We start from the raw sequence: 24,436 nt of genomic DNA, 5'->3' as shown, positions 1-24,436 counted from the left end.
ATCCCCATCAGTTTGGGGAAGCTTGGGAATTAGCGGTAGGGATCGTCTTTATTAAGATAATCCTGCACATATTGGCGCACACCTTCTTCAAGCTCGGTAAAGGGCTTGTCATATCCGGCTTCGCGCAGCTTATCCATATTGGCTTGGGTAAAATACTGGTACTTGTCGCGAATATTAACAGGTGTGTCGATATAATGGATTTTTGGCTCAATTTCTAAAGAGACATAAACCGCTTTTGCCAAATCTTTAAAGGAGCGCGCCTTGCCCGTGCCCACATTAAACAGGCCGGAGACTTTTTCATTTTCATAAAGCCACAAGATGACATTAACCACATCACCGACCCAAACAAAATCACGCAATTGCCCACCGTCTTCATAATCAGGGTGGTGGGATTTAAACAGGCGACACATAAGGTTTTGCTTGGCATCGGGGAAGACATGGGCAACCACACTTTGTTGCCCGCCTTTATGGTTCTCATTAGGGCCATAGACGTTAAAGAATTTAAGACCCGCCCATTGTGGTGGGGTGGCTTCTTTATTTTCAAGGCTGCGCGCAACCGTGCGATCAAACAGATGTTTGGACCAGCCATAGGCATTGAGCGGCAGAAGGTCTTTAAGCTTTTTGCGATCTTGGAAATCATCAAAACCGTTTTCACCATCACCGTAAGTCGCAGCAGACGAGGCATAGATGAAACGCACTTTATTGTCTGTACACCATTCCCAAAGTGCGGTGGTTAGGCGAAAGTTGTTATCAACGATCTTATCGGCATCTGTTTCTGTGGTGGCAGAGATTGCCCCCATATGGAAGATGGCTTTAATTTCATCCGCATATTGGCTTAGGAAATCATAAAGGTCATCAGGATGGACAATGTCATAAAGGTCGCGCTTGGCAATGTTGCGCCATTTTACCCCATCGCGCAGGCGGTCTACCACCACCAGCTTTTCATCTGGATAGCGCTCTTCAAGTGATGCGATAATATTGGACCCGATAAATCCGGCGCCCCCGGTGATAACAAACATCTGTCTGACCCCATAAGGATTGAAATTCTGATAGTGTTATAGGGCTGAATGGGGATGGTCTTCAAGCAAGACTTGCGCAATGAAGAACTCATGGCATAATGCGCCACCGATTCGCCAGTTGATTAAGGAATAACTCCATGCAAAGCAAAAACCGTATTTTTGACGATGTGGCCAAAGTTGCCAGCGGTGCCGTGAGCACTTTAACAGGTGTGCGCGAAGAAGTAGATGGCATGATTTGTCAACAAATTGAACGGGTTATAGCGCAAATGGACATGGTGAGCCGTGACGAGTTTGATGCGGTTAAGGCCATGGCGGCCAAGGCCCGCACAGAACAAGACGCCCTGATTGCGCGAATTGAAGAGTTGGAAGCCGAGCTAAAAAAAGCAAAAAAATAAATAAGTTAGCTGTGGTTTAGGCCCGCTGGCGAGTCGCTGGTATTCATACCGAAGTGTTCCACATTTTTATCCACAGGAATCTTTTCAGCGACTCCAAGAGGCCCTTGCGCAGGGCCTTTTTTATTGTCTAATTTCGCCTCAACACAAACGACAAAAAGAATTATCTGTAAGATGAATTTCGTACAACAGGCACAGACAAAAACGCCGAACCATGGTCTCGACGTCCTTGAACATTTGGCAGAACAGCGCGGCTGGCTGCTGGAAAGTCTCACAAATGGCGATCTAGTGATGGAAAGCGTGGGCGAAAACTGTACCTATCTCATCCAGTTTAGCTGGAGTGATGAGTATCAGTCCTTACATATGTCCTGTTCTATGGATATGCGCTTGTCGCAAAAATCTGCTGGTAATGTGAATGATCTTTTAGCATCCATTAACAGCAAGCTGTGGATCGGTCATTTTGCAGTGATGGCAGGGCTTAATGCACCAGCTTTTCGCCATACAATCATGATGGGCAACGCCGGCTTTGAAAAAGCCCAAGAAATCGAAGAGATTATCGAGATCGGTCTGGGTGAATGTGAGCGTTTCTACCCTGCTTTTCAGTTTGCGGCCTTTAATAATATGCCGGGCCAACAGGCCATGGATTGCGCCTTGATGGAATGTGTCGGCCAAGCTTAGGCCTTATATCCGCATTTTCTCAAATGTGACACCAATGTAGCTATCTTTGCCTTAATGGTGCCTAACTTAAGTTTCATAAAGCCTGCAATGCGAAAATATATCGGTATTGGGGCTTCGAGGAACGATGGCTTTTAACATCAATGCGTTTGCAAATCCGAAGAGATTTATGTGGCTAAGTGGCTTGTTATTGCCATGGACAATTGGGATCACCATCCTGTGCACTGCTGCGGGATTGTATTTTGCCCTGTTTGATTCTCCTACGGATTATCAACAAGGTGAAACCGTGCGCATCATGTATATTCATGTGCCCGCTGCCAGTATGTCTATGGTGATTTATGTTTCCATGGCGATTGCCTCTGCCATGGGGTTGATCTGGAAACATCCGCTGTCTGATCTGGCGGCAAAATGTATGTCACCCATTGGTGCAGCCTTTACATTTCTGGCCCTTTTCACAGGTTCCTTTTGGGGCAAGCCCATGTGGGGCACGTGGTGGGTGTGGGATGCACGCCTAACGGCAGAACTGTTATTGCTGTTTCTCTATCTCGGTCATATGGCGCTTTTAAATGCTTTTGATGATCCTGCGCGCGGCAATAAGTCAGCCGGGATTCTTTGTCTTGTCGGGGTGATCAATATTCCGATTATCAAATTCTCTGTAGATTGGTGGAACACGTTGCATCAGCCAGCCTCAATCGTCAAATCAGGCGGGCCAGCCATTCACCCGGATATGTTGTTGCCCTTAGCGCTGATGTTCTTTGCATTTACAGGATATTTCACCCTCGTGCTGTTCATTAGAATGCGCGGGGAAATCATTGCTTCCAAAGTGCGCGCGCTACGCCTGCGTCAGGTCCACGGTTAAGGGGAGATGGAGATATGAACGAATTTTTCGATATGGGTGGTCACGGCATTTACATCTGGCCTTGTTATGGCCTTGCTGCCGTTTTGTTAATCGCCCTGTTGCTTACGAGCATGAGATCTCTGGCAAAAAGTAAAAAAGACCTATCCATCATGGAACAAATTAAAGAGGCGGACGCATCATGAAAAAGAAAACACGTCGTTTATATGTTGCCCTTGTTGGCCTGTGCGCCCTTGGCGCAGTCGCAGCCCTTGTGCTCGCAGCCCTTGAAGATGATATCGTCTTTTTCTTTAGCCCAACGGAAATTATGGAAAAAGATATAATCCGCCCCGATCAACGCATCCGCATTGGCGGCTTGGTTGAAGCTGAGTCTGTGACCAAAGCGGCGGACGGGGTGACCAATATCTTTAATGTGACCGATATGGCAAATACCATTCGCGTTGAATATAAGGGCATTTTGCCTGATCTGTTCCGCGAAGGCCAAGGTGTTGTTACTGAAGGTTATTTCAAAGGCAAAGTCTTGATTGCTGATGAAGTACTGGCAAAACATGATGAAAATTACATGCCGCCTGAAGTCGCAGAAGCCTTGAAAAAATCCGGTAAGTGGGAAGAAGGTCAACCCATCAGTGATGCCTTGAAACAAGGCCACGTTCCTGAAGAGCAGAAAGACAAATAATATGTATGCAGAAATAGGACATTTCGCCCTGATCCTTGCGCTTTTTGTCGCAATCGTTCAAGGGGTCGTGCCACTGGCAGCCTCAAGTGTGGGCAATCGCCGCTGGATGGATGTTGCGGGGCCAGCCTCAATTGCGCAGTTCTTCTTGATCCTTGTGGCTTTTGCTGCGCTGACCTATTCTTTTGTCACCTCGGATTTCTCCGTCTTAAATGTGGCGAAAAACTCCCATACCGATAAGCCGATGCTTTATAAGGTTTCAGGTGTGTGGGGGAACCACGAAGGGTCCATGTTATTATGGGTTTTGATCTTGGCAACATTTGGCTGCGCGGTTGAAGTCTTTGGACGCAATCTTCCTTCAGGTCTTAAAAACCGCACCTTGGCGATCCAGTCCTTGATTACGGTCGGTTTTCTTCTGTTTATTCTCTTTACCTCAAACCCGTTTGAACGTTTGATCAATGTACCGGTCAACGGTCAAAGCCTGAACCCCTTGTTGCAAGACCCAGGCTTGGCGTTTCACCCACCATTTTTGTATCTTGGTTATGTGGGCTTTTCCATTGCCTATAGTTTTGCCATGGCGGCCTTAATCGAAGGCCGTGTGGATGCAAGTTGGGCACGCTGGGTGCGCCCTTGGACTTTGGCTGCGTGGGTCTTTTTGACCATCGGGATCGCGCTTGGCTCTTGGTGGGCTTATTACGAGCTCGGCTGGGGCGGCTGGTGGTTCTGGGACCCGGTTGAAAATGCCTCCTTCATGCCATGGTTGGCAGGAACGGCCCTGCTCCATTCTGCCATTGTGGTGGAAAAACGCGATGCACTGAAAAGCTGGACCATCTTCTTGGCAATCATTGCCTTTGGTCTTTCTTTGATGGGAACATTCCTTGTGCGCTCAGGCGTTTTGACCTCGGTTCATGCTTTTGCCAGTGATCCTGAGCGTGGTGTGTTTATTTTGATCTTGCTGTGCATTGCGATTGGGGGCTCTTTTGTTCTTTATGCCATGCGCGGACCAAGCCTTGTGGGTGGGGGTTTGTTTAAGCCCGTATCGCGCGAAGGCTCACTGCTGTTTAACAACTGGATTTTAACCACGGCAACAGGTGTGGTTTTGCTCGGCACGCTTTATCCGCTCTTTATCGATGCGATTGGGGCTGGCAAAGTATCGGTTGGCGCACCATTTTATAACCGTGTGTTCATTCCGATCATGACGCCGCTTGTGATCTTGATGGCCTTAGGCCCGCTCATGTCATGGAAGCGCGCAGAGGCCAAAGGCATTCTTTCGCGCCTTTATATCGTTTATGGCGCAACCCTGATCGTAGTTATCGTGACCTTCATCGTTAAAGGCGAAGAAGGTTGGGGCGGCTATTTCGGCATGGGTCTGGCAACATGGCTGGCTGTTGGTGTGCTGTGGGATATCGCAGAACGCATCAAGCTGGGCAGAACCTCCTTTGGCGAGAGTTTAAAACGTCTAAAACGCCAACCACGTTCCACATGGGGCATGACCATTGCCCACTTTGGCCTTGCCATTACCATTGCGGGGATGACAGGTGCGGGGAACTGGAAAGTTGAAAAAATTCAGGTAATGAATTTTGGCGATAAGCTCGAAGTTGCGGGCTATACCTACACCTTTGACGGGGTGCGCGATATCCGTGGGCCGAACTATGATGCGCTGGAAGGTACCTTTACGGTGCATCACGGCGATGACTATGTCACTACTTTGCTGGCTGAAAAACGTGAATATGACACGGGCGGCATGCCAACGACTGAGGCGGCTATTCATACCATGTTTTTGGGTGACCTTTATGCGGTTGTCGGTGATAAATCCGGTGATGGTTATGTCACCCGCCTTTATTGGAACCCGTTGGTCGCATGGTTATGGGGCGGGACAGCCCTGCTGACTTTAGGTGGCTTGGTCAGTCTGACAGATCGTCGCCACCGTGTGGGCGCACCAAAACGTTCTAAAGCCCAAGGCAGCGCTGTACCTGAGGGAGCAAAAGCATGAATTCACGTATTTTCTTTTTGATCCCGTTGATCGGTTTTTGTGTGCTGGCGGTTTATTTTGCCGTTGGCCTGACCAAAGACCCCTCCAAGCTGGATACGGATGTTCTGACCAACCAACCTATGGGGAATTTCAAGCTCATTCCGGTTAAAGGGCGTACTGAAGGGCTCACCATTGAAGATGTCAAAGGCGAAGTTTCTTTGGTGAACTTCTTTGGTTCTTGGTGTGTGGCCTGTTTGCAGGAACATCCCTTTTTGCTCAAGCTAAAGGCGGAAAACATCATTAAGGTCTATGGTGTGGATTGGGATGAGAAAAATTCCAATGATGTGGTGCGCTGGTTGGCGCGCCATGGCGATCCATATACAAAAATTGGTGTGGATACGACAGGCGAGACCATTATTGATTGGGGCATTACAGGTGCGCCAGAGACTTTCATCGTCGATAAACAAGGCCTCATTCGCTACAAACACCTTGGTCCAATTACCCCACGGTCTTGGAATAATACTCTCTTTCCTTTGATCAAGGAGCTGCGCAAACAATGAAACAGGTCTTGATCGCCTTTATGGCCCTTATGGTTTTCTCACTGGATGTTGCAGCGGTGGAACCTGATGAGATTATGAAAGATGCGGGCTTAGAAGCACGTGCGCGTGAAGTGTCAAAAGATTTGCGCTGTGTGGTTTGTCAAAACCAGTCCATTGATGATTCAAATTCCGGCATTGCCAAGAAAATGCGCATCCTCGTGCGCGACCGTATTGCCCAAGGTGACAGCAATCAGCAAGTAAAAGACTATTTGGTCTCGCGCTATGGTGATTTTGTGTTGTTAAAACCACCTGTGAAGGCCAAGACCATGGCCCTTTGGTTTGGTCCGGCCTTGATGGTTGTGATCGGTCTGATCGGGATTATTTTCTATTATCGTCGTCGCAGCACACAAACGGCTGAAACGACAGGCGCTGCCCCGTTAAGTGCTGATGAAAAAGCGCGCTTGGATGCGCTGCTTAAAGAAGAAGGAAGTGAGACATGAGTTTTTGGATTGCGGTTGTTCTTTTAAGTGCAATCACCCTTTTTCTTTTAGCCGCTCCTTTATGGCGCAAAAGCAAAGATGATGCAGAACGCGCTGAATATGACTTAAGCGTTTTTAAAGACCAGCTTAAAGAGTTGGATAAAGATTTAGAGCGTGGATTGATCAGTGCTGATGAAGCAGAAACCGCCCGTATTGAAATTCAACGCCGCCTTTTGAGCGCTGATGAAAAACGCAGCAAAACCAAAAATAGGGCAGGTGGGGTAAGCAAAACCTCCCTTGTGGGCGGCATTCTTGGCGGTGTTGTTGTCATTGTTGGCTCGTTTGCGCTTTATTATAAAATCGGTATGCCGGGCTATGAAGATGTGCCTTATGCCTCGCGCGATATCCAGCGTGAACATGAGGTTGCCAATGGCGGCTCGAATATGGTGCAAGAAATTGACCGTATGAAAAAACGCCTTGAGCAAGACCCCAAAGATATTGATACATGGGTGTTGTTAGCGCGCACATTGCGCACGGTTGGTCGTTATGAAGAGTCCATGGATGCCTATAGAAATGCGGTTAAAGAATCTGATCGCCATCCTGCGGTTCTGGCTGATTTTGCGGAAGCCAAGATTTATGCTGGTCAAGGTCAGGTCGATGAGGAAACCATCAATGTCTTAATGGAGTCGCTTAAAGCAGACCCCATGCAGATGAAAGCACGTTTTTATCTGGGCTATGCCAAGGCACGTGTGGAAGACTTTGCAGGGGCCATCCAGACATGGACGGACCTGAAAGCCATTGCGCCCCCTCAAGCGGCTTGGATGACGCAGGTTGATGAACAAATCCAGATGGCGGCCCAAGCTGGTGAGCTTGACCTAGCTGACTTCAAACCTTCTGCAAAAGCAAGAGTGCTTGCCAAGCAGTTTGCGTTGGAGTGGGAGCAAGAAGCAGCACCCGCGGTTCAAGAAGCTGAAGCCCAGCCCAAAGGCCCAACCCGCGCTGACATGGCAGCAGCACAGGAAATGAGTGCTGAAGAAAGAAACGATATGATCCGCTCTATGGTTCAACGTCTTGCTGATCGCTTAAAAGAAAATCCCGATGATTTGGCAGGCTGGAAACGCTTGGCTCAAGTCTACGGCGTTTTGGGCGAGAAAGAAAAAGCCATTGAAGCACGCAATAAGATCAAGGAGCTGGAAAGCAAATAAAATGGATGCTGGATCGGGCTCCAGCATGACATTAATCAAAAGAAAAAGGCGGGATCGAACTTAATCGACCCCGCCTTTTCTTGTTTTATGGGCTTGAAGCTTTAGCGACCGACAATCGCATCATGAGCAGCCAAAATCGCCATATTGACCATTTCTGAAACAGTGGTGTCGCGCGGGACAATCTGCACAGGCTTTTCAAGGCCAAGCAGGATCGGACCAATCACCGTACCACCGCCAAGTTTTTGTAACAGCTTGGAAGAAATATCAGCCGTATGGAGCCCCGGCATGACCAGTACATTTGCCGGACCGGACAGGCGGGTAAAGGGGTAATCATCCAGAAGTTCGCGATCCAGTGCGGTATTGACCGTGACTTCACCGTCAAATTCAAAGTCCACATTGCGCTCTTCAAGAATTTCCACTGCCTTGCGCACCTCTTCTGAGCGACCACCAGAGCGACCGGAGAAAGACGAATGCGAGAGGAAAGCCACGCGTGGTTCATGACCAAGCTTGCGCGCTTTTGCCACGGCAGAAACCGCAATATCAGCCATTTCTTCAGCATTTGGGGTTTCATGAATACGGGTATCAGCCAAGAAGACCGTTTGATGCCCACCGCTGACCACAATGGAAACACCCATGGGGATATGGTCTTTATGGGGGTCTAAAACGCGTGCTACATCATCATAAGATGAATAGAAGCTACGGGTCAGGCCCGTGACCATACCATCGGCATCACCACAAGCAACCATGGTTGCGCCATAGATGTTGCGGTTTTGGTTGACCCAACGGTTACAGTCGCGCAAAAGGGCACCTTTTCGCTGCATACGGCGATAGAGATATTCCGCATATTCTTTGGTGCGCGGCCCGATGAGGGAGTTGTTAATCTCAATACCCGGTGCATCTGCCAGACCCAAGTTCTTCATGGTAGCCTGAATTTTATCTTCACGACCTACAAGAATGGGCGTGCCGTAGCCTGCATTTAAGAAGGCATAAGCTGCACGGATTGTCTTTTCTTCTTCACCTTCAGCAAAGACGATACGGCGCGGATTGCCGCGAACCTTATCGCAAATAACCTGCAAGCTAGAAGCTGTGGGATCAAGGCGACCTTGTAGCTCATTTGCATAATCATCCATATCAATGATGGGGCGACGCGCCACACCAGAGGCCATAGCAGCTTCAGCAACCGCAGGTGGGATGGAGAAAATCAAGCGTGGATCAAACGGGGCAGGGATAATATAGTCAGGCCCATAACGCAGGCGACGCCCAGAATAGGCTGCCGCCACTTCATCAGGTACGTCTTCACGCGCAAGCTCTGCCAAGGCATTGGCACAAGCTACTTTCATATCTTCATTAATGGTGCTGGCGCGCACGTCCAAGGCACCGCGGAAGATATAAGGAAAGCCCAAAACATTGTTGATCTGGTTTGGATAATCAGAACGACCCGTTGCAGTAATGGCATCGGCGCGAACGGCTTTTACATCTTCTGGGGTGATTTCTGGATCAGGGTTTGCCATGGCGAAAATGATCGGCTTTGGTGCCATCTTTTCAACCATATCTTGGGTCACAGCCCCTTTAACTGAAAGACCAAAGAAGGCATCTGCGCCGTCCATGGCTTCGGCTAATGTGCGTGCATCTGTGTCAGAGGCATGGGCCGATTTCCATTGGTTCATACCTTCTTTGCGGCCTTTGTAAATCACGCCTTTGGAATCACACATGATCACATTGTCATGGGCAACACCCATGGCTTTCACCAACTCGCAACAGGCAATGGCAGCCGCACCTGCACCATTGACCACCAGCTTGACATCTTTCATGTCACGACCAGTAAGGTCACAGGCATTGATCAGGCCCGCGGCTGAGATAATCGCTGTACCGTGCTGATCATCGTGAAAGACCGGGATATCCATAATTTCGCGCAGCTTGGTTTCTATGGTGAAACATTCTGGTGCTTTGATATCTTCAAGGTTGATCCCGCCAAAGGTCTTGCCAAGATATTTAACACAATTGATGAATTCATCTTCATCTTCGGTATCAACCAAAAGGTCGATGCCATCTACATCGGCAAAGCGTTTAAAAAGAACGGCTTTACCTTCCATGACAGGTTTGGAGGCCAAGGCACCAAGGTTGCCAAGGCCCAAAACGGCTGTCCCGTTGGAAATGACCGCAACCACATTGCCTTTGGCTGTATAATCGTAAGCCAAGTTTGGGTCTTTGGCGATTTGCTCACAAGGTGCGGCGACACCGGGGGAATATGCCAGTGAAAGGTCGCGTTGCGTTGTTAGCGGTTTTGTTGGGTGAATTTCAAATTTGCCCGGGCGGCCCGAAGCATGCATCAAAAGCGCTTCGCGCTCAGTTACCCGAATTGATTGATCGTCCATAAGTGTATGTCTCTGTCTTTATCTATTGTTCAGCGAAGCCAGACTTATTCTGGTGTATTGGTATGTAGATGGACGTTTTCTGCACCTTGGTTTTGCAAAACTTCTGTGACTTTGGCTTGTTTATCTTCCCCAAGGGCGCGTACCCATAAGATAATGCTTCCGGCATCAACAGCGCGGGCAAAATCTTCAGTATGTGGTGTTGCGGTGACTTCACCGAGCACTTCTTTAATTGCAGCACCACCAACTGTTGCTCCCACAACAGCACCGATTAACTCACCTACGGGACCACCAGCCAGAAAAACAGCACCAGAAGCCACAACCGGGCCTTCAAATTTAACCTCACCGACAAGGGCGGTCAGGACATCTTTGATCGGCTTGGCAGGTTTGCCAGCAGCTTCAATGGACTCATGTGAGCTAAGTACACTGAGATCGGTACGTTCAAAGCCCGCTTTGCGCAAGGCATCGACTGTTTTCTCAAAAGTTTCGCGGCTATTTAGCAGACCGACAACTTCTGTTACTGATGTGTTTGTGTTCATTTGTTTTAACCAGTATGTGAGTTGAGTATTTATATTACGTATTCTGCACCAGTTTGGGACAGATTACTAGGCGTAAACTCATTTCTCTATGAGCATACCGCAAAGGGGGATGGTCGTGTTATGCAAATAGTGCAAAGCAGATAGTTGAAACTTAAGATGCTTTTTTAAACTTTTTTGCCATGAAAAAACACAGTCCGGCAAGGCCGGCAAAGCCAACAACTTTGATCATGCCTTTGGTCGGCATTGCCCCATTTTGCCAAGCGCCATCCAGATACCAGATCACAAGGGCGAGAAGAGCAAAAAGACAGGGGAGAAGGTATTTGATGATCATTTGTTCATATCCTCCAAAATCTGTTCAAACGCCCATGTGGAAATTTTATGGCGGGCATGGGTTTCATCAATGAGAACCTTGAAACTCCCTGCTGAGTTTTGAGAGACAATATCTTCATAAAGCTTGCCACGCACATTATTAAAACAGCAGCGATCATAACGGTTAAAAATCTGCAGTTGGCTGCGGCTTTGATCATCAGCTGCCATGACAAACATATCAAGATAACTCGCCGCATCTAGCATGGGTTTGTAAAACTGTGGGGAAGCACGTTCCTTATCGCCTTGGCGCAAGGCCAAGGGAAGCACACCCGCGATGGGGTAGGATTTTTCAATGCGTGGATCAAGCGCGGCACTCACAGCTGTCACCCAACCCCCTGCCGAAAGCCCCATCATATAGACATGGTCAATCTTGTTTGTGTTAAGCACATGGTTGAGCGAGGCAAAAACGGGTTTAAAGATGACTTCTTGGGGATGTTTTACCTGATCTATTTTTCCATTAATCGCTTGTGCCCAAGGGTTCTCATAATTAAGCGGGTGGTCGCCATAGCTAGTCATGTTAAGCGCAATAATTGTGAAGCCTTCATCATTGAGCTGTTGCAATAGATGGTCTTGTTCGTGAAAGGTGCTGGCATAACCATGATGATAGATGACCAGCTTGCGATTGCTTTTCTGAGGAGTGAAAAGATAGGATTTTGTTATATAGCCTGGATCAAATGTAAAAGATAACTCATGGATAGCATCTAGGTTTTGCCAGTTTTTATAAGTCTTTAACTGGCATAAAGTGCGTTTGCTGGCTTCGTTTTCAAAAAGGCAGGTCGGGGTTGGGAACTGATCAGCATAGGCATTTTTTAACAAACGAAGGTGGGTATAGGGAAGGAAGCTTTCCAAGGCTTGATCACCAAAAATAGCAGCTCTGAGCAGTTGGCGTTTTTCGCCGCTATCTTGTGGGGAGGAAATGTGAAGTGTTTTTCCAATATCATAATTCACAATATGTTCAGGCAAGGGGTCATAAGCAAAACTGTTTTTGCTTTTTAGTCCCATGATATGAACTCGCGTCACATCCCAATAATAGAAAAAGCTCCCGATCGAGGCGGTTAAAAACAGCCAGCCGAGCAAGTTGAAGATGAGCGCTTTTTTCACGTGGTCCCCCTGGAACATAAATTTGTCCCTACGATAAGGGTGCAAAAGACTCGATGCAAGTGCTTCAGTTCTCTATAAAGGGTGTGCTATCACTATGCTTTGTTGAAATATCTATTTTGAAGTTTCCCCATGACCACGCTTGAAGTCGCCAAAGAACATTTGCCCGCTGAAGTCAGCCAAGAAGAAATCGAAGCGCGTATGAAAGGCGGGGCAACACCGATGATGGCGCAGTTTATGGCGCTTAAAGAACGTCATCCCGATTATCTGTTGTTTTATCGCATGGGTGATTTTTACGAGCTGTTCTTTCAAGATGCGGTTTCAGCAGCGCAAGCTTTACAAATTACCCTGACCAAACGCGGGCATCACAATGGTGAAGATATCCCCATGTGCGGCGTACCGGTTAAGGCTTATGAAAGCTACCTGCCCAAGCTCGTGGAAAAAGGTTTCAAGGTTGCGCTGTGTGAGCAGATGGAAGACCCGGCAGAAGCGAAAAAACGTGGCTCAAAATCCGTTGTAAAACGCGATGTGGTACGCCTTTTTACAGCAGGCACCATCACCGAAGATACTTTGTTAGACGCGCGCACCAATAACTATTTGGCGGCTGTTGCCCAATCACGCTCAGAAATGGGTGTGGCGTGGCTGGATATTTCAACAGGTGCTTTTTATACCCAAGCATGTGTGCCCGCTCTCTTGCCTGCGGTGCTGGCACGGCTTAATCCCGGTGAGCTTTTGGTCAGTGACAAGCTCTTACAAGCCCCTGAGCATTTTGATACCTTTAATGATTTTAAATCCGTCTTAACCCCGCAACCCAATAGCCGTTTTGATAGCTCAAACGGGACTAAACGTTTGGAAAAACTCTATGGGGTAAAAACACTAGAATCTTTTGCCAGCTTTGCCCGTGGTGAGATTTCTGCAGCAGGTGCCTTGGTGGATTATGTGGAGCTCACCCAAAAAGGTAAATTGCCGCGTCTTGAAATCCCCCGCCAATTGGCCCAAGGCGCGAGTATGGAAATCGATGCGGCGACAAGGCGCAATCTGGAACTTTCCCTCACCCTTAGCGGGCAGCGCAAAGGCAGCCTGCTTGAAGTGATTGATCGCACGGTCAGTGGCGCAGGTGCGCGTTTGCTTTCCACATGGCTGTCTTCACCGCTCACAGATGTTGGACAAATCGATCAACGCCTTGATGGGGTGCAGTTTTTTAAAGAGGATTTAGCTGCGCGCGAAGATATGCGCGAGGCCTTGAAAAAATGCCCTGATATGGAGCGTGCATTATCGCGCATCACCTTGGGCCGTGGTGGCCCGCGCGATTTAGCCGCCATTCGTGATGGTTTAGCAGCAAGTTTTGAGCTGCGTGAAAAACTGATCACTTTAACGCCAGCCCCCATTTTGGAACAATGCGCAAGCGACCTTGGTAATCATGGCGAGCTGGTGGATAAGCTTGCGCGCTCCCTTGGGGAAGACTTGCCGCTTTTAGCGCGCGATGGTGATTTCATTGCCCCGGGCTATGCACCGGAACTTGATGAGTTGCGCGGTTTGCGCTCAGAAAGTAAACGTCTGATCTCTAACCTTCAGGCGCGTTATGCTGAGACGGTGGATATCCCCACCTTGAAAGTGAAGCATAATAATGTGCTGGGCTATTTTGTTGAGGTGACGGCAAAACAATCTGAGAAAATGCCCAGTGAAGGCGAGTTTATCCATCGCCAGACCATGAAGAATGTGATCCGTTATACAACGGTGGAACTTTCAGAACTGGAAGGCAAAATCAGCTCAGCAGGGGATCGCTCTCTTGCCCTTGAAACGCGCCTGTTTGAAGAACTCATCAGTGATGTGATGATGAAGGCCGATGAAATTGCCTTGGCGGCAAATTCTCTTGCGCGCCTTGATGTCTTAAGTGCGTTGGCGCAAATCGCGATTGAATGTAATTATAACCGTCCGGTCTTGTCTGAAGATTATGCCTTTGATATTCAAGGCGGGCGCCATCCGGTTGTGGAAGCAGCTTTGCTGACGGCCAATGAATCCGCTTTTGTTGCCAATAACTGTGATCTTTCCCAAGACCAACGCCTCTGGTTGATCACGGGTCCGAACATGGCGGGTAAATCGACCTTCCTGCGCCAAAATGCCTTGATTACCATCATGGCGCAGATGGGCGGGTTTGTGCCGGCTGATCATGCCCATATCGGGGTGGTTGATCGTCTCTTTTCCCGGGTGGGGGCTGCGGATGATCTTGCGCGGGGGCGCTCCACCTTCATGGTGGAGATGGTGGAAGCCGCAGCGATTTTAAATCAGTCAACGGAGCGCTCACTTGTGATCTTAGATGAGATTGGGCGCGGGACGGCGACTTTTGATGGGCTTTCCATTGCTTGGGCGGTTGTGGAACATCTCCATGAGCTCAATAAATGTCGTGCCCTTTTTGCCACCCACTATCATGAGTTAACCGCGCTTACCTCAAAACTGGGGCATTTGTCTTGTCATTCCATGAAGGTCAAGGAATGGAAAGGCGAGGTGATTTTCTTACATGAAGTTGGCGGTGGGGCGGCTGATCGTTCTTACGGTATTCATGTGGCGCGCTTGGCAGGCTTGCCAAAAGCGGTGATTAAACGTGCTGAGCAGGTTTTGGAAACTTTGGAAAAAGGCGAACAAAGCAGTGCGGTGACAAAACTGGCTGATGATCTGCCGCTTTTTGCCGCCCTTGCCCATGAACCTGAACCGATTATGGTGGAGGCTGGCCCAAGCGAGGTTGAGATCGCCCTTGATGATATTCAGCCCGATGATATGAGCCCGCGTGAAGCCTTGGAAGCGCTTTATCGTTTAAAGGGATTGCGCGATTAAATCAGCGGGCCGTTAAGTTCTTCAGGCGCGCCCTCAACCAGTGTTGTTTTATCAAAACGTTGTAGCTTGTTTTTATCCATGATGGATTGCAAGGAGCTGACGTAATGCTCACCGCGTTCTGAATATTTATCTAACGTGCCAGCAAGGCTGTAGCCATTGAGGTCTTGTTTGACATTGCGCATAAAGGCGCGTTTTTTGCGCAAACCCTGATAGGCTTTATGGGTGTTTAGGTTATGAACATAGGCTTTTAAGCTGTCGCTTAAGCTGTCAAAGGCTCTGATGCGGTGCGTTTTACCTGTCTCGCGTCCCTCTGGCACAATGCCTTTGTCTTTAGGATTAAAGGTCCATTGCCCAAAAAGCGCATTGCCTTCACGGGCAAAACGCGAGGTCCCCCAACCGCTTTCTTCAGCGGCTTGAGCAAGAGCAAGTGAGGGCGGGACCACATCCATTTTTTGCAGCAAGTGATCATATTGGCCCAGCTTAACGTTATAGCGTTTAAACATGCCGCTTAGCCACACAACATCTTCACCGCGCAAGGAAAGGTTCATGGTGATGCGATGGCGAAGACGCCAGACTTTGGTACGTTGCTCAACAATTTCTTCGTTGATTTTTAAAACCAGCGGTAAAAGCGTTCTAAAGAAAACTGACTTTCGCTCATCTGTCTGTTTAATCTTGGCCAGATCAACAGGTAAGGAAGAAACAAACAGGCGCGGCACATTTGAAGAGCCGTCTAAAACAGGATCAAGCTCATAGCCGATTTTCTCAAAAGCCTGATTAAGATCATTAACGGTGAGGCGAGCACCAGCATTGGCTTGTTCTTCACCGGCAATGGCGTCTAAATCTTCTTTGCTGAGCTTTGCCTCAATGGCAGGTTTCAAGATGGCTTTTGGGGCCTGACTTGATGTGTTGCTCGGGTTGAGAAGATGCATGGCGCTCAAGACAAAGAAAGAAATGCCAAGAGTTGCCAACATTGCATGATGAAAGCTTTTGCTTTGCTGTTTATCAGCCATTTTAAAATCAAATGTTGTTAACAAAAGCGCGGCTGTCAGACCTTCTTAGTCTTTGAAGCTATTTTCACGCGCATAAGCCGGATTTCTTTATCAACAGCTTTCTTTTAATCCGGACAAGCTGTGGGGCGAATTTTACAGATTTTGCGACAAAAGGCCAGATGATAATATTCTTATCAAAAAGCGTTGGATTGTCTTTGTTATCCGCTATAACACTACCACGAAAGGGCTTTGTGAGTAAATATTCCTAAATGAGTTTTTCTCAACAGGAATATTTGATTTCCTATGAAAACCCGAATAGGATTATTCTTAAATTTTTATAAGAAGTTATCTATGTTCTGCACGGAATTTTGAAAAGTAGGAATATGTCTGAAGAGTCTATGAATATTGCTGCTGATTGGGTTGCTGATGCGCCGTTCCCTGCTGTGCTTCTCGCACAGGATAAAACGGTGATGGTACAAAGTCGCGCGGCTGAAACCTTGGTGAAAAGCCTTGGTATCCCTAGTGTTGTGGAACTGTTTAGTAAAGTTGAACAGTCTAATACAGCCCATATGCAAACCGCAGGGTTTGAAACGGAAAAAGGTGTTCTCTTTTACGATCTCACCCTGTGCCCTTTTGGGGAAGGCTATCTGCTTAGTGCAAGAGACTCCAGCTTAGAACATAATTTGCGTGCAGCCCTGATGGATTCTCGCCAGCGTTTTAAAGATCTGGTGGATATTTCCAGTGATTTTGCTTGGGAAGTCGGTGCAGACGGTTATTTTATTTTCGTCTCCCAACGTGGTGCGGTGGGCTATGAGCCAGACGAGCTGATTCGCAAACATTGTGACGAGATTGTTTTAAAACGTCATAAAAAACATTCCCTCAATCCTTTCATGTCTAAATCAAAGCTGGAACGTGAAGAGGTTTGGGTGGTGCGCCCTGATGGGGAGCCTGCGTGTTTGATGGTCTCTTGTGTGCCACTTTTTGATGATAATAACCATTGGGTTGGCGCGCGCGGTGTCTGTCGCGACATAACTGAGGAGCGCGAACGTGATGCCGCTCTTGCACGTGCTTATCATCGTGATCAGTTACTGGCTTATATCGTTAAAACCATCCGTGATGAGGTTGAGCCGAGCAATATGCTCACGGCGGCTGCGAACGCTACAGCGCGTGCACTGAGCGCAAATGGTTGTCAGATTTATCGCTGCAAGCCCGATAGCGATATGGTGGTGAATGCCTCCTTTGGTGATATTCCCGATGAAATTCCAGAATTGTTTGAAAAGCTGGAAAGCCTTGGTGAAAATGAAGTCGGTATTTTTGAGGTTAAAGACTGGCTTGCGATTTATTCAGCCACGCGTTATCGCCGTAATGTAAATGGCGCGATTTGCCTGTGGCGTGAAAAAGTCCGTGGCACATGGAATGATGATGATAAAATTCTGGCAACCGATGTGGCCAACCAGCTCGGTATCGCCAATGAACAAATCTCAGGCCATGAACGCATTGTGGAACTTTCACGGACCGATGCGCTGACAGGCCTGTTAAACCGTCGCGCCTTTTTTGAAGAAGAACTGCCGCGTCATATTGATCGCTTACAATATAACAACAAACCGGCTGCGCTTATTTATGTGGATTTGGACCATTTCAAGCAGGTTAATGATGCCTTTGGTCACCAAAAAGGTGATGAAATTTTATTGTTAGTGCGTGATTTCTTGCTCAAACAGGTGCGCCCGGGGGATGTGGTGGCCCGTTTGGGTGGGGATGAGTTTGCCCTGTGGCTGGATGATATTACGGAAAACACGGCCCATAAACGCTGCACCAAAATGATGGAAAGCAGTACATTCTTACAAGAACATTCCGGTGCAGATGACATGATGCTTGGGGTGTCTTTAGGGCTGGCTTTATATCATCCTGATAGTGACGAAAGCATCGAGACGCTGGTTAGCCGGGCAGATGCCGCCATGTATGAAGCCAAAAAAGCAGGTAAAAGCCAGTTTTGTGTGGCTGAAGATTATAAGGGGCAATAGGCGTTATGGTGAAAGACCCAGCACATGATGCGCCACTGACTTATGAAGAAGCAAAGGAAATGGCGCGCCATCATGATGTGGCGGTTAGAAAAACCTTGGCTGAACGTGAAGATATCCGCCCAGAAATCCTGTTTTATCTTGCAGGTGATGCGGCCCCTGAAGTGCGCAAAGCCATTGCTTTAAATAAAAACACGCCAAGCCATGCCTATGTGGAGTTGGCAAAAGACAGCAATGATGAAATTCGCTCCGATTTGGCTAAGAAAATCACTGACCTTGCGCCTAAACTAACCGCATATGAGGTTGATCGCGTCCAAAGTTATGCTTATCAGGCACTGGAAATATTGGCTTCTGACCAATTGGCGAATATTCGGGTGATCTTGGCTGAAACGCTTAAAGATGTGGCGCAGGCCCCTGAAGAAGTCATCAAAACACTGGCTCATGATTCAGAATTGTCTGTGGCTTGTCCGGTTTTGGAACATTCTCCCGTGCTGCGCGATGAAGATTTGCTGGATATTATTTCAAGCGGTATTTCATCTGGAGCCTTGGGCGCGATTTCCAATCGCTCAACGGTGAGCTCGGATGTTTCCGATGCCATTGTGGAAACCCATGATGTGCCTGCGATCACCACCTTATTATGTAATGACAGTGCGCAAATTCGTGAAGAAACACTGGATCATTTGATCGAAGAATCTCAAGATATTACCGAATGGCAAGGCCCGCTGGTACAACGTCCGGTCTTAAGTACCCATGCGGTGCGCAGGCTGGCAGAATTTGTGGCTGATAATTTGATGGATGCCTTACAAGAACGCGAGGATATGAGCGCTGAGGTTCTTGGCGCGGTGCGCGATGAGGTTAATCGCCGTATTGCGCAAACCCATAAAGAACCAAGCGTTGTTGAGAAAACGCTAGAGGTTCGTAATAATAATGATCTTCGCAAAGAATATGCATGGCTTTTCCAACAGCCGCCTCATGTGATTGCGCAAAATCTTAAACGCATGGACCGCCTTGACCAACAGGTGATCATCAATGCCATGGCAGAGGGCGAAAATGAATTTGTTGTGGCGGCACTAGCTGAAAAAGCAAGCCTTCATTTGAGTGTCGCTCAAAGAATGATTACCATGCGCAGTGCCAGAGGGGTTTCAGCACTATGTTGGAAGGCTGGTATGGAGGCACGGGTTGCAGCCCATATTCAGGCCAAAGTCGCCCATATTCCAGCCGAAGATATCCTAAAACACAATAAAGGTGGTTATGCGCTTAATGAAGAAGAGCTGCAATGGCAGGTCGATTTCTTCAATAATATGTCTGTTTAATTATCGAGTTCTCACATTGACTTCATAGCTCAGTGTCTTTTGCCCGTTTGCAGGTACATTAATTTCCCAAATTGCCCGATTATTTTCACGCCGCGTCGTTTTGTGGCTGGATTTTTCAATTTTCCATTGCCCGGGGAAGGCTTCACTAACGCGCATGGTCTCAGCCGTGTCTTTGGCATTTTTAATCACCACTTTATAGGCAGCTTCAAAGCTGTGTTTGCCGTTAAATTCAAACTCGGTCTGGCTGCGCTTTAAGGTCACATCAAAGCTTTGACCGGGGTGCAGCTTGGCCTCATTTCCTTTGGGTGTTGCTTTTAAGCGGTCTTCGCCCACAAACTGTAATTCACCAGCTTGGTCTTTGCGATAAAGGCGCACAATGCCTGTTGGCAAGGGGGCGTTTGAGGCATTGGTAAAGCTCACTTCAATATTGGGATGAACTGCCAAGACCTGATGGGAAATCGCGTTATAGCTTGGACCAAACTGGCGCACCAAAACACGTTTACTTTTAAAACTCATTGGGGCCATAAGCTGGACTTGCTTGGTCTCTTTATGGGCAAGATCAACTTTATGAGGAAGGCTATAAAGATGCAGGCCACCTAAGGCTTGTGGCGGGGAAGCCGTTCTTTCAGGTGCGCTATCCATTGCCATCATGGTTTGAGGGGCAGAACGCGCCATCATCTGCACGTTTTTGCGCACGGTCTTTTTATTAATCTGGCCTGCTGCAAGGCTGAGCGTGGCATTTTTATAATCTGTGCCGCTTGTGTTAGTCAGGTTTGCCCATGATCTCAGGTTCACGCTTTTGCCATCTGGTGAAAGTTCAGCACTATAAGAACTATGCCATTTCAACCCGTTTGATAGATAGGCAAGGCCAAGCTCGAAGCTTGCTTTCTTGGGGGCATTTAAAGAGGCAAGCAAGGCAGGCTTGGCGCGCAGGCCTTGGGGGAGTTTTTCCAACATGAGTTGGCCGGGCTGACCAACCTGAATTTGACCATCGCGTTCCACAATCACGCCATTTTTTGTAGAAAGGATTTTGGCGCTAATAATATCATCCTTGCCCGTCACACTGTTGAATTTACGAAAGGAAACCGTTTTTCCAACGGCCTTATCTAACAAGGCTTGTGGGGTGAGAAGGTCAAAGGCAAAGCGGCGTTCTAAAACCTCAATGCCTTTTGTATTGATGAGCAAGCTATCGGGGATCAATTGTGTGCTGACATCTTCAAAAGCCAGATCATTTTGCCCTTTTGATAAATCCGTGCGCCGTGTGTCGCGCACAAAACCCAGCCCATTTTGATAGAGCGTTAAAGACAACTGTTGTTGATGGGTTGCATTTAAGGTGTTTTCAGCTTGTGCGGTGAAGGAGAAAAGGCCTAAAGCCCCGAGAATGAGGGCAGGTTTGATCTTAGACATATAAAAGGACTCCTTTTCGGAAAACACAAGCTTTGACATGTTGCCTGTACAATTTCCAAGAGGCAAGCTTGCGTGGAAAAATAAACGTGCTATGGATGTATCAGCTTTATTATGGAGAGGGCAGAGGCGTGGATTTTTTGCAAAATACGGATTTGGTGATCAGCCTATTGGTGGGCGTGGTCGTTCTATGTCTCATCGTGGTTGTTTTTACCCTTAAACAAAGCCGCAATAATGCCGCACCTGTTGAGGATGCCCATACAGAAGCGCTTACCCAACAGCTATTAGAGCTTGGGCGCTCTCATGGGGAGTTAGCAGGGCGACTTTCTCAAATGTCGGACCTTCAAAACCGTGCTCAACAAACGGTGAATGAGAGATTACAATCCCAAGAGCGCGCCATTACCAAAACTCTGGATGAACGTTTAAGCGGTTTGACCCATCGCATGGGTGAAGGATTGTTGGAACAAACCAAATCGACCGCAAAACATATGTCCAATTTGGCAGAACGCCTTGCCGTGATTGATACGGCGCAGAAAAATATCATGGACCTGTCAGAACAGATGATGGGCTTGCAAGATATTCTGTCTAATAAACAGACCCGCGGGGCCTTTGGTGAGGTTCAGCTGGAAATGCTGGTGACCAATGCCTTGCCGCCTTCGGCCTATAGTTTTCAGGAAACTTTATCCAATACTAAGCGGGTGGATTGTTTGTTGAAACTGCCCAACCCGCCGGGCTCTATCTGTATTGACTCTAAATTCCCGCTGGAAAGTTATGTCGCTTTGCAAGAAGCTGATAATGAGCAGGATAAAACCGTTGCTGTGCGCACCTTTAAGGCGGATGTACTTAAACATATTAAAGATATTTCCGAGAAATATATCATCGCGGGGGAAACCGCAGAAAGCGCGCTGATGTTTTTGCCTGCAGAAGCCATCTATGCAGAACTCCACGCCAATTTCACCGATGTGGTGGAAAAATCCTATAAGGCCAAGGTCTGGATTGTGTCCCCGACAACTTTGATGGCAACGCTGAATACAGTGCGCGCGGTCTTAAAAGATGCCCGTATGCGCGAAGAAGCCGGGCGCATCCAAAAAGAAGTCATGACCTTGCTAGAAGATGTCGGGCGCCTTGATGATCGTGTGGCTGGGCTTGAGCGTCACTTTAACCAATCAGTAGAAGATATCCGCAAAATCCGGATTTCTACTGATAAGGTGACCAAACGTGGCGAGCGCATTGAAGAAATTCAACTGGGCGATGAAAGCCTTGTTGAAGAGCTCGCCCCACCGCCTGAGCGCCTTGAATAAAGTTCATAAATAGTTGTGAATATGTGATTTTCTTCATCTAACGTTAAGACAGCCTGTGGGATACTCTTAAAAAATAAAAAGAGAGGTGATCCCATGCCCATATTCCTGCTTGCTTTCGTGATGACATTTTTGGCCGTACCTGTTTGGGCGGCAGATATTGTCTCAACGCGTTTTGCCTTGCTAACTGATCGTTATGATCATTGCGTGTTAGGTGATTGCATTGAATATGGCGCGGTTGAAGCGGTATTGGATGATGGGCGCATCCTGTCTTATCGCCTTGATGAAAATTCAGTTTTTGAAGATGTGGAACCCCGCCTTGTCCCCATGGGGCTTAATGGGCGCAAAGCTATTTTGGTGGTGCGCAGCTATCAAAATAAGGGTGCGGCATTGGCTTTGCTTGATCAACGTGGCGGCAAGCTCGTGATCGCAGCTGAGAGTGAGCCCATCGGTCTTAGATATCGTTGGCAAAATCCTATTGGAGTTGGTGATTTTGACCGTGATCGCAAGCTTGAAATCGCAACGGTGATTACACCGCATATTGGCGGGCGTTTGACGCTTTATGAGCGCCAAGGCAATAAGCTGGTTGAAGATGTACAGACGCAATCTTTTTCGAATCATAAAATGGGATCAAGCCAACTTGATCTTCATGAAGTGATTGATTGGAACAAAGATGGCATTATGGATATCGTTGTTCCCGATATGAGTCGGGGGGAATTACAGGTGTTGAGCTTTGTCGGTGCAAAAACCCAAGTGATCGATAAACGAAGCTTTTCTGGGACAATTGGCGGACCTATTGTTGCGAGTGAAACGGGCTTATTGGTCGGGCTTGAAGATGGCAATCAGGAAAGCTGGCCTTACCCACATTGACAAATGCAAATCTTTTAAGTATGAAGAGCCCACGATTATTGGAGAGTGCTTAACATGTTTCATGTGCTGAACATCATGTCTGTGAAAAAGACGACCGCAAAAGTTTTTGCGGGTGATGTTGCGTGCACGCTCCTCACCGGCTCCAAGACGACCAAGACAACTACGAAAACCAAAGCGTAGTTCGCGGGGAACCTGAAGACGGATCGTATATTCGAAAAGAGGCCCTCGCGGAATAACCGCAGTGGGCCTTTTTTCGTATGTACTTATTTAAAGACGAAAAATGGCACAGGCGGATTGACCACTTGGGCCGTAATTTAAAGGAAGAAACAAATGGGCTATAAAGTCGCAGTAATGGGTGCCACTGGTAATGTGGGCCGTGAGATGCTCCAGATTATGTCAGAGCGCAATTTCCCTGCTGATGAAGTTGTTGCATTGGCATCACGCCGCTCTGTCGGTCGTGAAATCTCCTATGGTGAGGATGAAATCCTGAAAGTACAGGACCTGGACACATTTGATTTCACAGGCACGGACATTGTTCTGTCTTCACCAGGTGGGGCGATTTCTGCGAAATATTCACCATGTGCAGCAGAAGCTGGTGCGGTTGTTGTGGATAATACATCACACTTTCGCATGGACCCGGACATTCCTTTGATCGTGCCGGAAGTAAACCCAGAAGCGATTGGTGAGTACAAGAAAAAAGGCATCATCGCCAACCCAAACTGTTCAACCATCCAAATGATGGTGGCCTTAAAGCCATTGCATGAAGAGTTTGAGATTGAGCGCGTGATCGTTTCAACTTACCAGTCTGTATCTGGTGGTGGTAAAGAAGCTATGGATGAGCTGTTTGAGCAAACCAAAGGCATCTTTATGAACAAGCCTGCGACTGAGACAAAGCAGAAATTCACTAAGCAGATTGCGTTTAACTGTATTCCACACATTGATGTGTTTATGGATGACGGCCAAACAAAAGAAGAATGGAAGATGAAAGTCGAGACAGCGAAAATTCTCGATCCAAACATCAAAGTTCATGCAAACTGCTGTCGTGTGCCTGCCTTTATCGGTCATGCGGAATATATCAACATCGAAACTAAAAAGCCGATTGATGAAGCGCGTGCACGTGAAGTCATGCAAGCCCAAGACGGTCTGGTTGTTGTTGATCACCGTGAAGACGAAGGTTATGTCACGCAAGTGGAATGTGCTGGTGAAGACGCCACATATGTTTCACGTATTCGCAAAGACGATACGGTTGAAAATGGCCTGTCATTCTGGTGTGTGTCTGATAACCTGCGCAAAGGCGCAGCCCTAAACACAGTACAGATTGCGGAAGCGCTGGTGCGTGACCATCTGAAGAAATAAGCTTTAACTCTTAAAGCGATATTTTTAAAGCGCCTCTGAAAGGATATTTCAGGGGCGTTTTTTTTATGTGTTAAGTGGCGGACATAAAAAAAGAAGCCGGTCACAAGGACCGGCTTTTAAAGTTTGTTAGAAGCTATCACTAGCTTCTAGGCGCTCTAATTCGGACAA

At 47.7% G+C, this 24,436-nt stretch carries 22 protein-coding genes; 15 read left to right on the top strand and 7 right to left on the bottom strand.

Annotated elements, in window-relative coordinates:
* Positions 1–29: 29 nt before the first annotated feature.
* Complete coding sequence (gene rfaD, locus MTBPR1_RS11190; protein WP_069189103.1) at positions 30–1,019, bottom strand: ADP-glyceromanno-heptose 6-epimerase; 990 nt, start codon at positions 1,017–1,019, stop codon at positions 30–32.
* A gap of 137 nt (positions 1,020–1,156) precedes the next feature.
* On the opposite strand from rfaD, the gene MTBPR1_RS11185 reads away from it, so the two are divergent.
* The 9 genes from MTBPR1_RS11185 (at position 1,157) to ccmI (ending at position 7,810) form a co-directional block, all read left to right on the top strand.
* On the top strand, positions 1,157–1,414 hold the full coding sequence (locus tag MTBPR1_RS11185; RefSeq protein ID WP_069189102.1) for an accessory factor UbiK family protein: 258 nt from the start codon (positions 1,157–1,159) through the stop codon (positions 1,412–1,414).
* A gap of 171 nt (positions 1,415–1,585) precedes the next feature.
* A complete protein-coding gene (locus MTBPR1_RS11180; RefSeq protein ID WP_069189101.1) occupies positions 1,586–2,089 on the top strand; it encodes a type III secretion system chaperone family protein in 504 nt (167 codons plus the stop codon).
* A gap of 136 nt (positions 2,090–2,225) precedes the next feature.
* Entirely contained in the window at positions 2,226–2,945 is a 720-nt protein-coding gene (locus MTBPR1_RS11175; RefSeq protein WP_069189280.1) for a heme ABC transporter permease, read from the top strand.
* A 14-nt stretch (positions 2,946–2,959) separates the two neighbouring features.
* Entirely contained in the window at positions 2,960–3,127 is a 168-nt protein-coding gene (ccmD, locus tag MTBPR1_RS11170) for a heme exporter protein CcmD (protein WP_069189100.1), read from the top strand.
* Complete coding sequence (gene ccmE / locus MTBPR1_RS11165) at positions 3,124–3,618, top strand: cytochrome c maturation protein CcmE (RefSeq protein WP_069189099.1); 495 nt, start codon at positions 3,124–3,126, stop codon at positions 3,616–3,618. The genes ccmD and ccmE overlap by 4 nt, the downstream gene beginning before the upstream one ends.
* A gap of 1 nt (position 3,619) precedes the next feature.
* A complete protein-coding gene (locus MTBPR1_RS11160) occupies positions 3,620–5,608 on the top strand; it encodes a heme lyase CcmF/NrfE family subunit (RefSeq protein ID WP_069189098.1) in 1,989 nt (662 codons plus the stop codon).
* The gene (locus tag MTBPR1_RS11155) at positions 5,605–6,147 is read left to right on the top strand and encodes a DsbE family thiol:disulfide interchange protein (protein ID WP_069189097.1); all 543 of its coding nucleotides are present in this window, start codon (positions 5,605–5,607) and stop codon (positions 6,145–6,147) included. The genes MTBPR1_RS11160 and MTBPR1_RS11155 overlap by 4 nt, the downstream gene beginning before the upstream one ends.
* The gene (locus MTBPR1_RS11150) at positions 6,144–6,626 is read left to right on the top strand and encodes a cytochrome c-type biogenesis protein (protein WP_069189096.1); all 483 of its coding nucleotides are present in this window, start codon (positions 6,144–6,146) and stop codon (positions 6,624–6,626) included. The genes MTBPR1_RS11155 and MTBPR1_RS11150 overlap by 4 nt, the downstream gene beginning before the upstream one ends.
* Positions 6,623–7,810, top strand: a complete 1,188-nt coding sequence (gene ccmI, locus MTBPR1_RS11145; RefSeq protein ID WP_069189095.1) for a c-type cytochrome biogenesis protein CcmI — start codon at positions 6,623–6,625, stop codon at positions 7,808–7,810. Before MTBPR1_RS11150 ends, ccmI begins: the two co-directional genes overlap by 4 nt.
* 101 nt (positions 7,811–7,911) lie before the next feature.
* Here the strand turns inward: ccmI and MTBPR1_RS11140 are convergent, their stop codons facing one another.
* From MTBPR1_RS11140 to MTBPR1_RS11125, 4 genes are all read right to left on the bottom strand, one after another.
* Positions 7,912–10,185, bottom strand: coding sequence for an NADP-dependent malic enzyme (locus MTBPR1_RS11140; RefSeq protein ID WP_069189094.1), 2,274 nt, complete (start codon positions 10,183–10,185; stop codon positions 7,912–7,914).
* A gap of 44 nt (positions 10,186–10,229) precedes the next feature.
* Positions 10,230–10,721 (bottom strand): hypothetical protein, encoded by a 492-nt coding sequence (locus MTBPR1_RS11135; protein ID WP_069189093.1) that lies wholly within the window; start codon positions 10,719–10,721, stop codon positions 10,230–10,232.
* 151 nt (positions 10,722–10,872) lie between these two features.
* Entirely contained in the window at positions 10,873–11,052 is a 180-nt protein-coding gene (locus MTBPR1_RS11130) for a hypothetical protein (protein ID WP_069189092.1), read from the bottom strand.
* On the bottom strand, positions 11,049–12,191 hold the full coding sequence (locus tag MTBPR1_RS11125; protein ID WP_165602663.1) for an alpha/beta hydrolase family protein: 1,143 nt from the start codon (positions 12,189–12,191) through the stop codon (positions 11,049–11,051). The genes MTBPR1_RS11130 and MTBPR1_RS11125 overlap by 4 nt, the downstream gene beginning before the upstream one ends.
* Before the next feature lie 219 nt (positions 12,192–12,410).
* Between MTBPR1_RS11125 and mutS the strand changes: the two genes are divergently transcribed.
* Positions 12,411–15,020, top strand: coding sequence for a DNA mismatch repair protein MutS (gene mutS / locus MTBPR1_RS11120; protein ID WP_083223064.1), 2,610 nt, complete (start codon positions 12,411–12,413; stop codon positions 15,018–15,020).
* On the opposite strand, the gene MTBPR1_RS11115 is transcribed toward mutS, so the two are convergent.
* Positions 15,017–16,030, bottom strand: a complete 1,014-nt coding sequence (locus tag MTBPR1_RS11115) for a glucosaminidase domain-containing protein (RefSeq protein ID WP_126465188.1) — start codon at positions 16,028–16,030, stop codon at positions 15,017–15,019. The genes mutS and MTBPR1_RS11115 overlap by 4 nt on opposite strands.
* A gap of 362 nt (positions 16,031–16,392) precedes the next feature.
* Between MTBPR1_RS11115 and MTBPR1_RS11110 the strand changes: the two genes are divergently transcribed.
* Both MTBPR1_RS11110 and MTBPR1_RS11105 read left to right on the top strand, forming a co-directional pair.
* The gene (locus tag MTBPR1_RS11110) at positions 16,393–18,030 is read left to right on the top strand and encodes a sensor domain-containing diguanylate cyclase (RefSeq protein ID WP_240492886.1); all 1,638 of its coding nucleotides are present in this window, start codon (positions 16,393–16,395) and stop codon (positions 18,028–18,030) included.
* Positions 18,031–18,035: 5 nt separating this feature from the next.
* Complete coding sequence (locus MTBPR1_RS11105; RefSeq protein ID WP_069189089.1) at positions 18,036–19,340, top strand: DUF2336 domain-containing protein; 1,305 nt, start codon at positions 18,036–18,038, stop codon at positions 19,338–19,340.
* Here MTBPR1_RS11105 and MTBPR1_RS11100 read toward each other — a convergent pair whose 3' ends face one another.
* Positions 19,341–20,747, bottom strand: coding sequence for a DUF4139 domain-containing protein (locus MTBPR1_RS11100; RefSeq protein WP_069189088.1), 1,407 nt, complete (start codon positions 20,745–20,747; stop codon positions 19,341–19,343).
* Between the two features lie 128 nt (positions 20,748–20,875).
* Here MTBPR1_RS11100 and MTBPR1_RS11095 point away from each other — a divergent pair, with 128 nt between their 5' ends.
* The 3 genes from MTBPR1_RS11095 (at position 20,876) to MTBPR1_RS11085 (ending at position 24,268) form a co-directional block, all read left to right on the top strand.
* Positions 20,876–22,045, top strand: coding sequence for a DNA recombination protein RmuC (locus MTBPR1_RS11095; protein ID WP_240492885.1), 1,170 nt, complete (start codon positions 20,876–20,878; stop codon positions 22,043–22,045).
* Between the two features lie 93 nt (positions 22,046–22,138).
* Positions 22,139–22,912: an FG-GAP repeat domain-containing protein gene (locus MTBPR1_RS11090; protein WP_069189086.1), complete on the top strand. Its 774-nt coding sequence runs from the start codon at positions 22,139–22,141 to the stop codon at positions 22,910–22,912.
* Between the two features lie 330 nt (positions 22,913–23,242).
* Positions 23,243–24,268 (top strand): aspartate-semialdehyde dehydrogenase, encoded by a 1,026-nt coding sequence (locus tag MTBPR1_RS11085; RefSeq protein WP_069189085.1) that lies wholly within the window; start codon positions 23,243–23,245, stop codon positions 24,266–24,268.
* Positions 24,269–24,436 lie beyond the last annotated feature (168 nt).

This window comes from Candidatus Terasakiella magnetica, assembly GCF_900093605.1.
GTDB classification, from domain to species: domain Bacteria; phylum Pseudomonadota; class Alphaproteobacteria; order Rhodospirillales; family Terasakiellaceae; genus Terasakiella; species Terasakiella magnetica.
This window is presented reverse-complemented; position numbering and strand designations above follow the sequence as displayed.

Bases quoted from the DNA above. Each gene is read 5' to 3' on its own strand.
- ccmE (WP_069189099.1), top strand. From the start codon at position 3,124: ATGAAAAAGAAAACACGTCGTTTATATGTTGCCCTTGTTGGCCTGTGC.
- MTBPR1_RS11140 (WP_069189094.1), bottom strand. From the start codon at position 10,185: ATGGACGATCAATCAATTCGGGTAACTGAGCGCGAAGCGCTTTTGATG.
- ccmD (WP_069189100.1), top strand. From the start codon at position 2,960: ATGAACGAATTTTTCGATATGGGTGGTCACGGCATTTACATCTGGCCT.
- MTBPR1_RS11180 (WP_069189101.1), top strand. From the start codon at position 1,586: ATGAATTTCGTACAACAGGCACAGACAAAAACGCCGAACCATGGTCTC.
- MTBPR1_RS11130 (WP_069189092.1), bottom strand. From the start codon at position 11,052: ATGATCATCAAATACCTTCTCCCCTGTCTTTTTGCTCTTCTCGCCCTT.
- mutS (WP_083223064.1), top strand. From the start codon at position 12,411: ATGATGGCGCAGTTTATGGCGCTTAAAGAACGTCATCCCGATTATCTG.
- MTBPR1_RS11115 (WP_126465188.1), bottom strand. From the start codon at position 16,030: ATGGCTGATAAACAGCAAAGCAAAAGCTTTCATCATGCAATGTTGGCA.
- MTBPR1_RS11090 (WP_069189086.1), top strand. From the start codon at position 22,139: ATGCCCATATTCCTGCTTGCTTTCGTGATGACATTTTTGGCCGTACCT.
- rfaD (WP_069189103.1), bottom strand. From the start codon at position 1,019: ATGTTTGTTATCACCGGGGGCGCCGGATTTATCGGGTCCAATATTATC.
- MTBPR1_RS11110 (WP_240492886.1), top strand. From the start codon at position 16,393: ATGTCTGAAGAGTCTATGAATATTGCTGCTGATTGGGTTGCTGATGCG.
- MTBPR1_RS11150 (WP_069189096.1), top strand. From the start codon at position 6,144: ATGAAACAGGTCTTGATCGCCTTTATGGCCCTTATGGTTTTCTCACTG.
- MTBPR1_RS11155 (WP_069189097.1), top strand. From the start codon at position 5,605: ATGAATTCACGTATTTTCTTTTTGATCCCGTTGATCGGTTTTTGTGTG.
- MTBPR1_RS11100 (WP_069189088.1), bottom strand. From the start codon at position 20,747: ATGTCTAAGATCAAACCTGCCCTCATTCTCGGGGCTTTAGGCCTTTTC.
- MTBPR1_RS11185 (WP_069189102.1), top strand. From the start codon at position 1,157: ATGCAAAGCAAAAACCGTATTTTTGACGATGTGGCCAAAGTTGCCAGC.
- MTBPR1_RS11135 (WP_069189093.1), bottom strand. From the start codon at position 10,721: ATGAACACAAACACATCAGTAACAGAAGTTGTCGGTCTGCTAAATAGC.
- MTBPR1_RS11105 (WP_069189089.1), top strand. From the start codon at position 18,036: ATGGTGAAAGACCCAGCACATGATGCGCCACTGACTTATGAAGAAGCA.
- MTBPR1_RS11160 (WP_069189098.1), top strand. From the start codon at position 3,620: ATGTATGCAGAAATAGGACATTTCGCCCTGATCCTTGCGCTTTTTGTC.
- MTBPR1_RS11085 (WP_069189085.1), top strand. From the start codon at position 23,243: ATGGGCTATAAAGTCGCAGTAATGGGTGCCACTGGTAATGTGGGCCGT.
- ccmI (WP_069189095.1), top strand. From the start codon at position 6,623: ATGAGTTTTTGGATTGCGGTTGTTCTTTTAAGTGCAATCACCCTTTTT.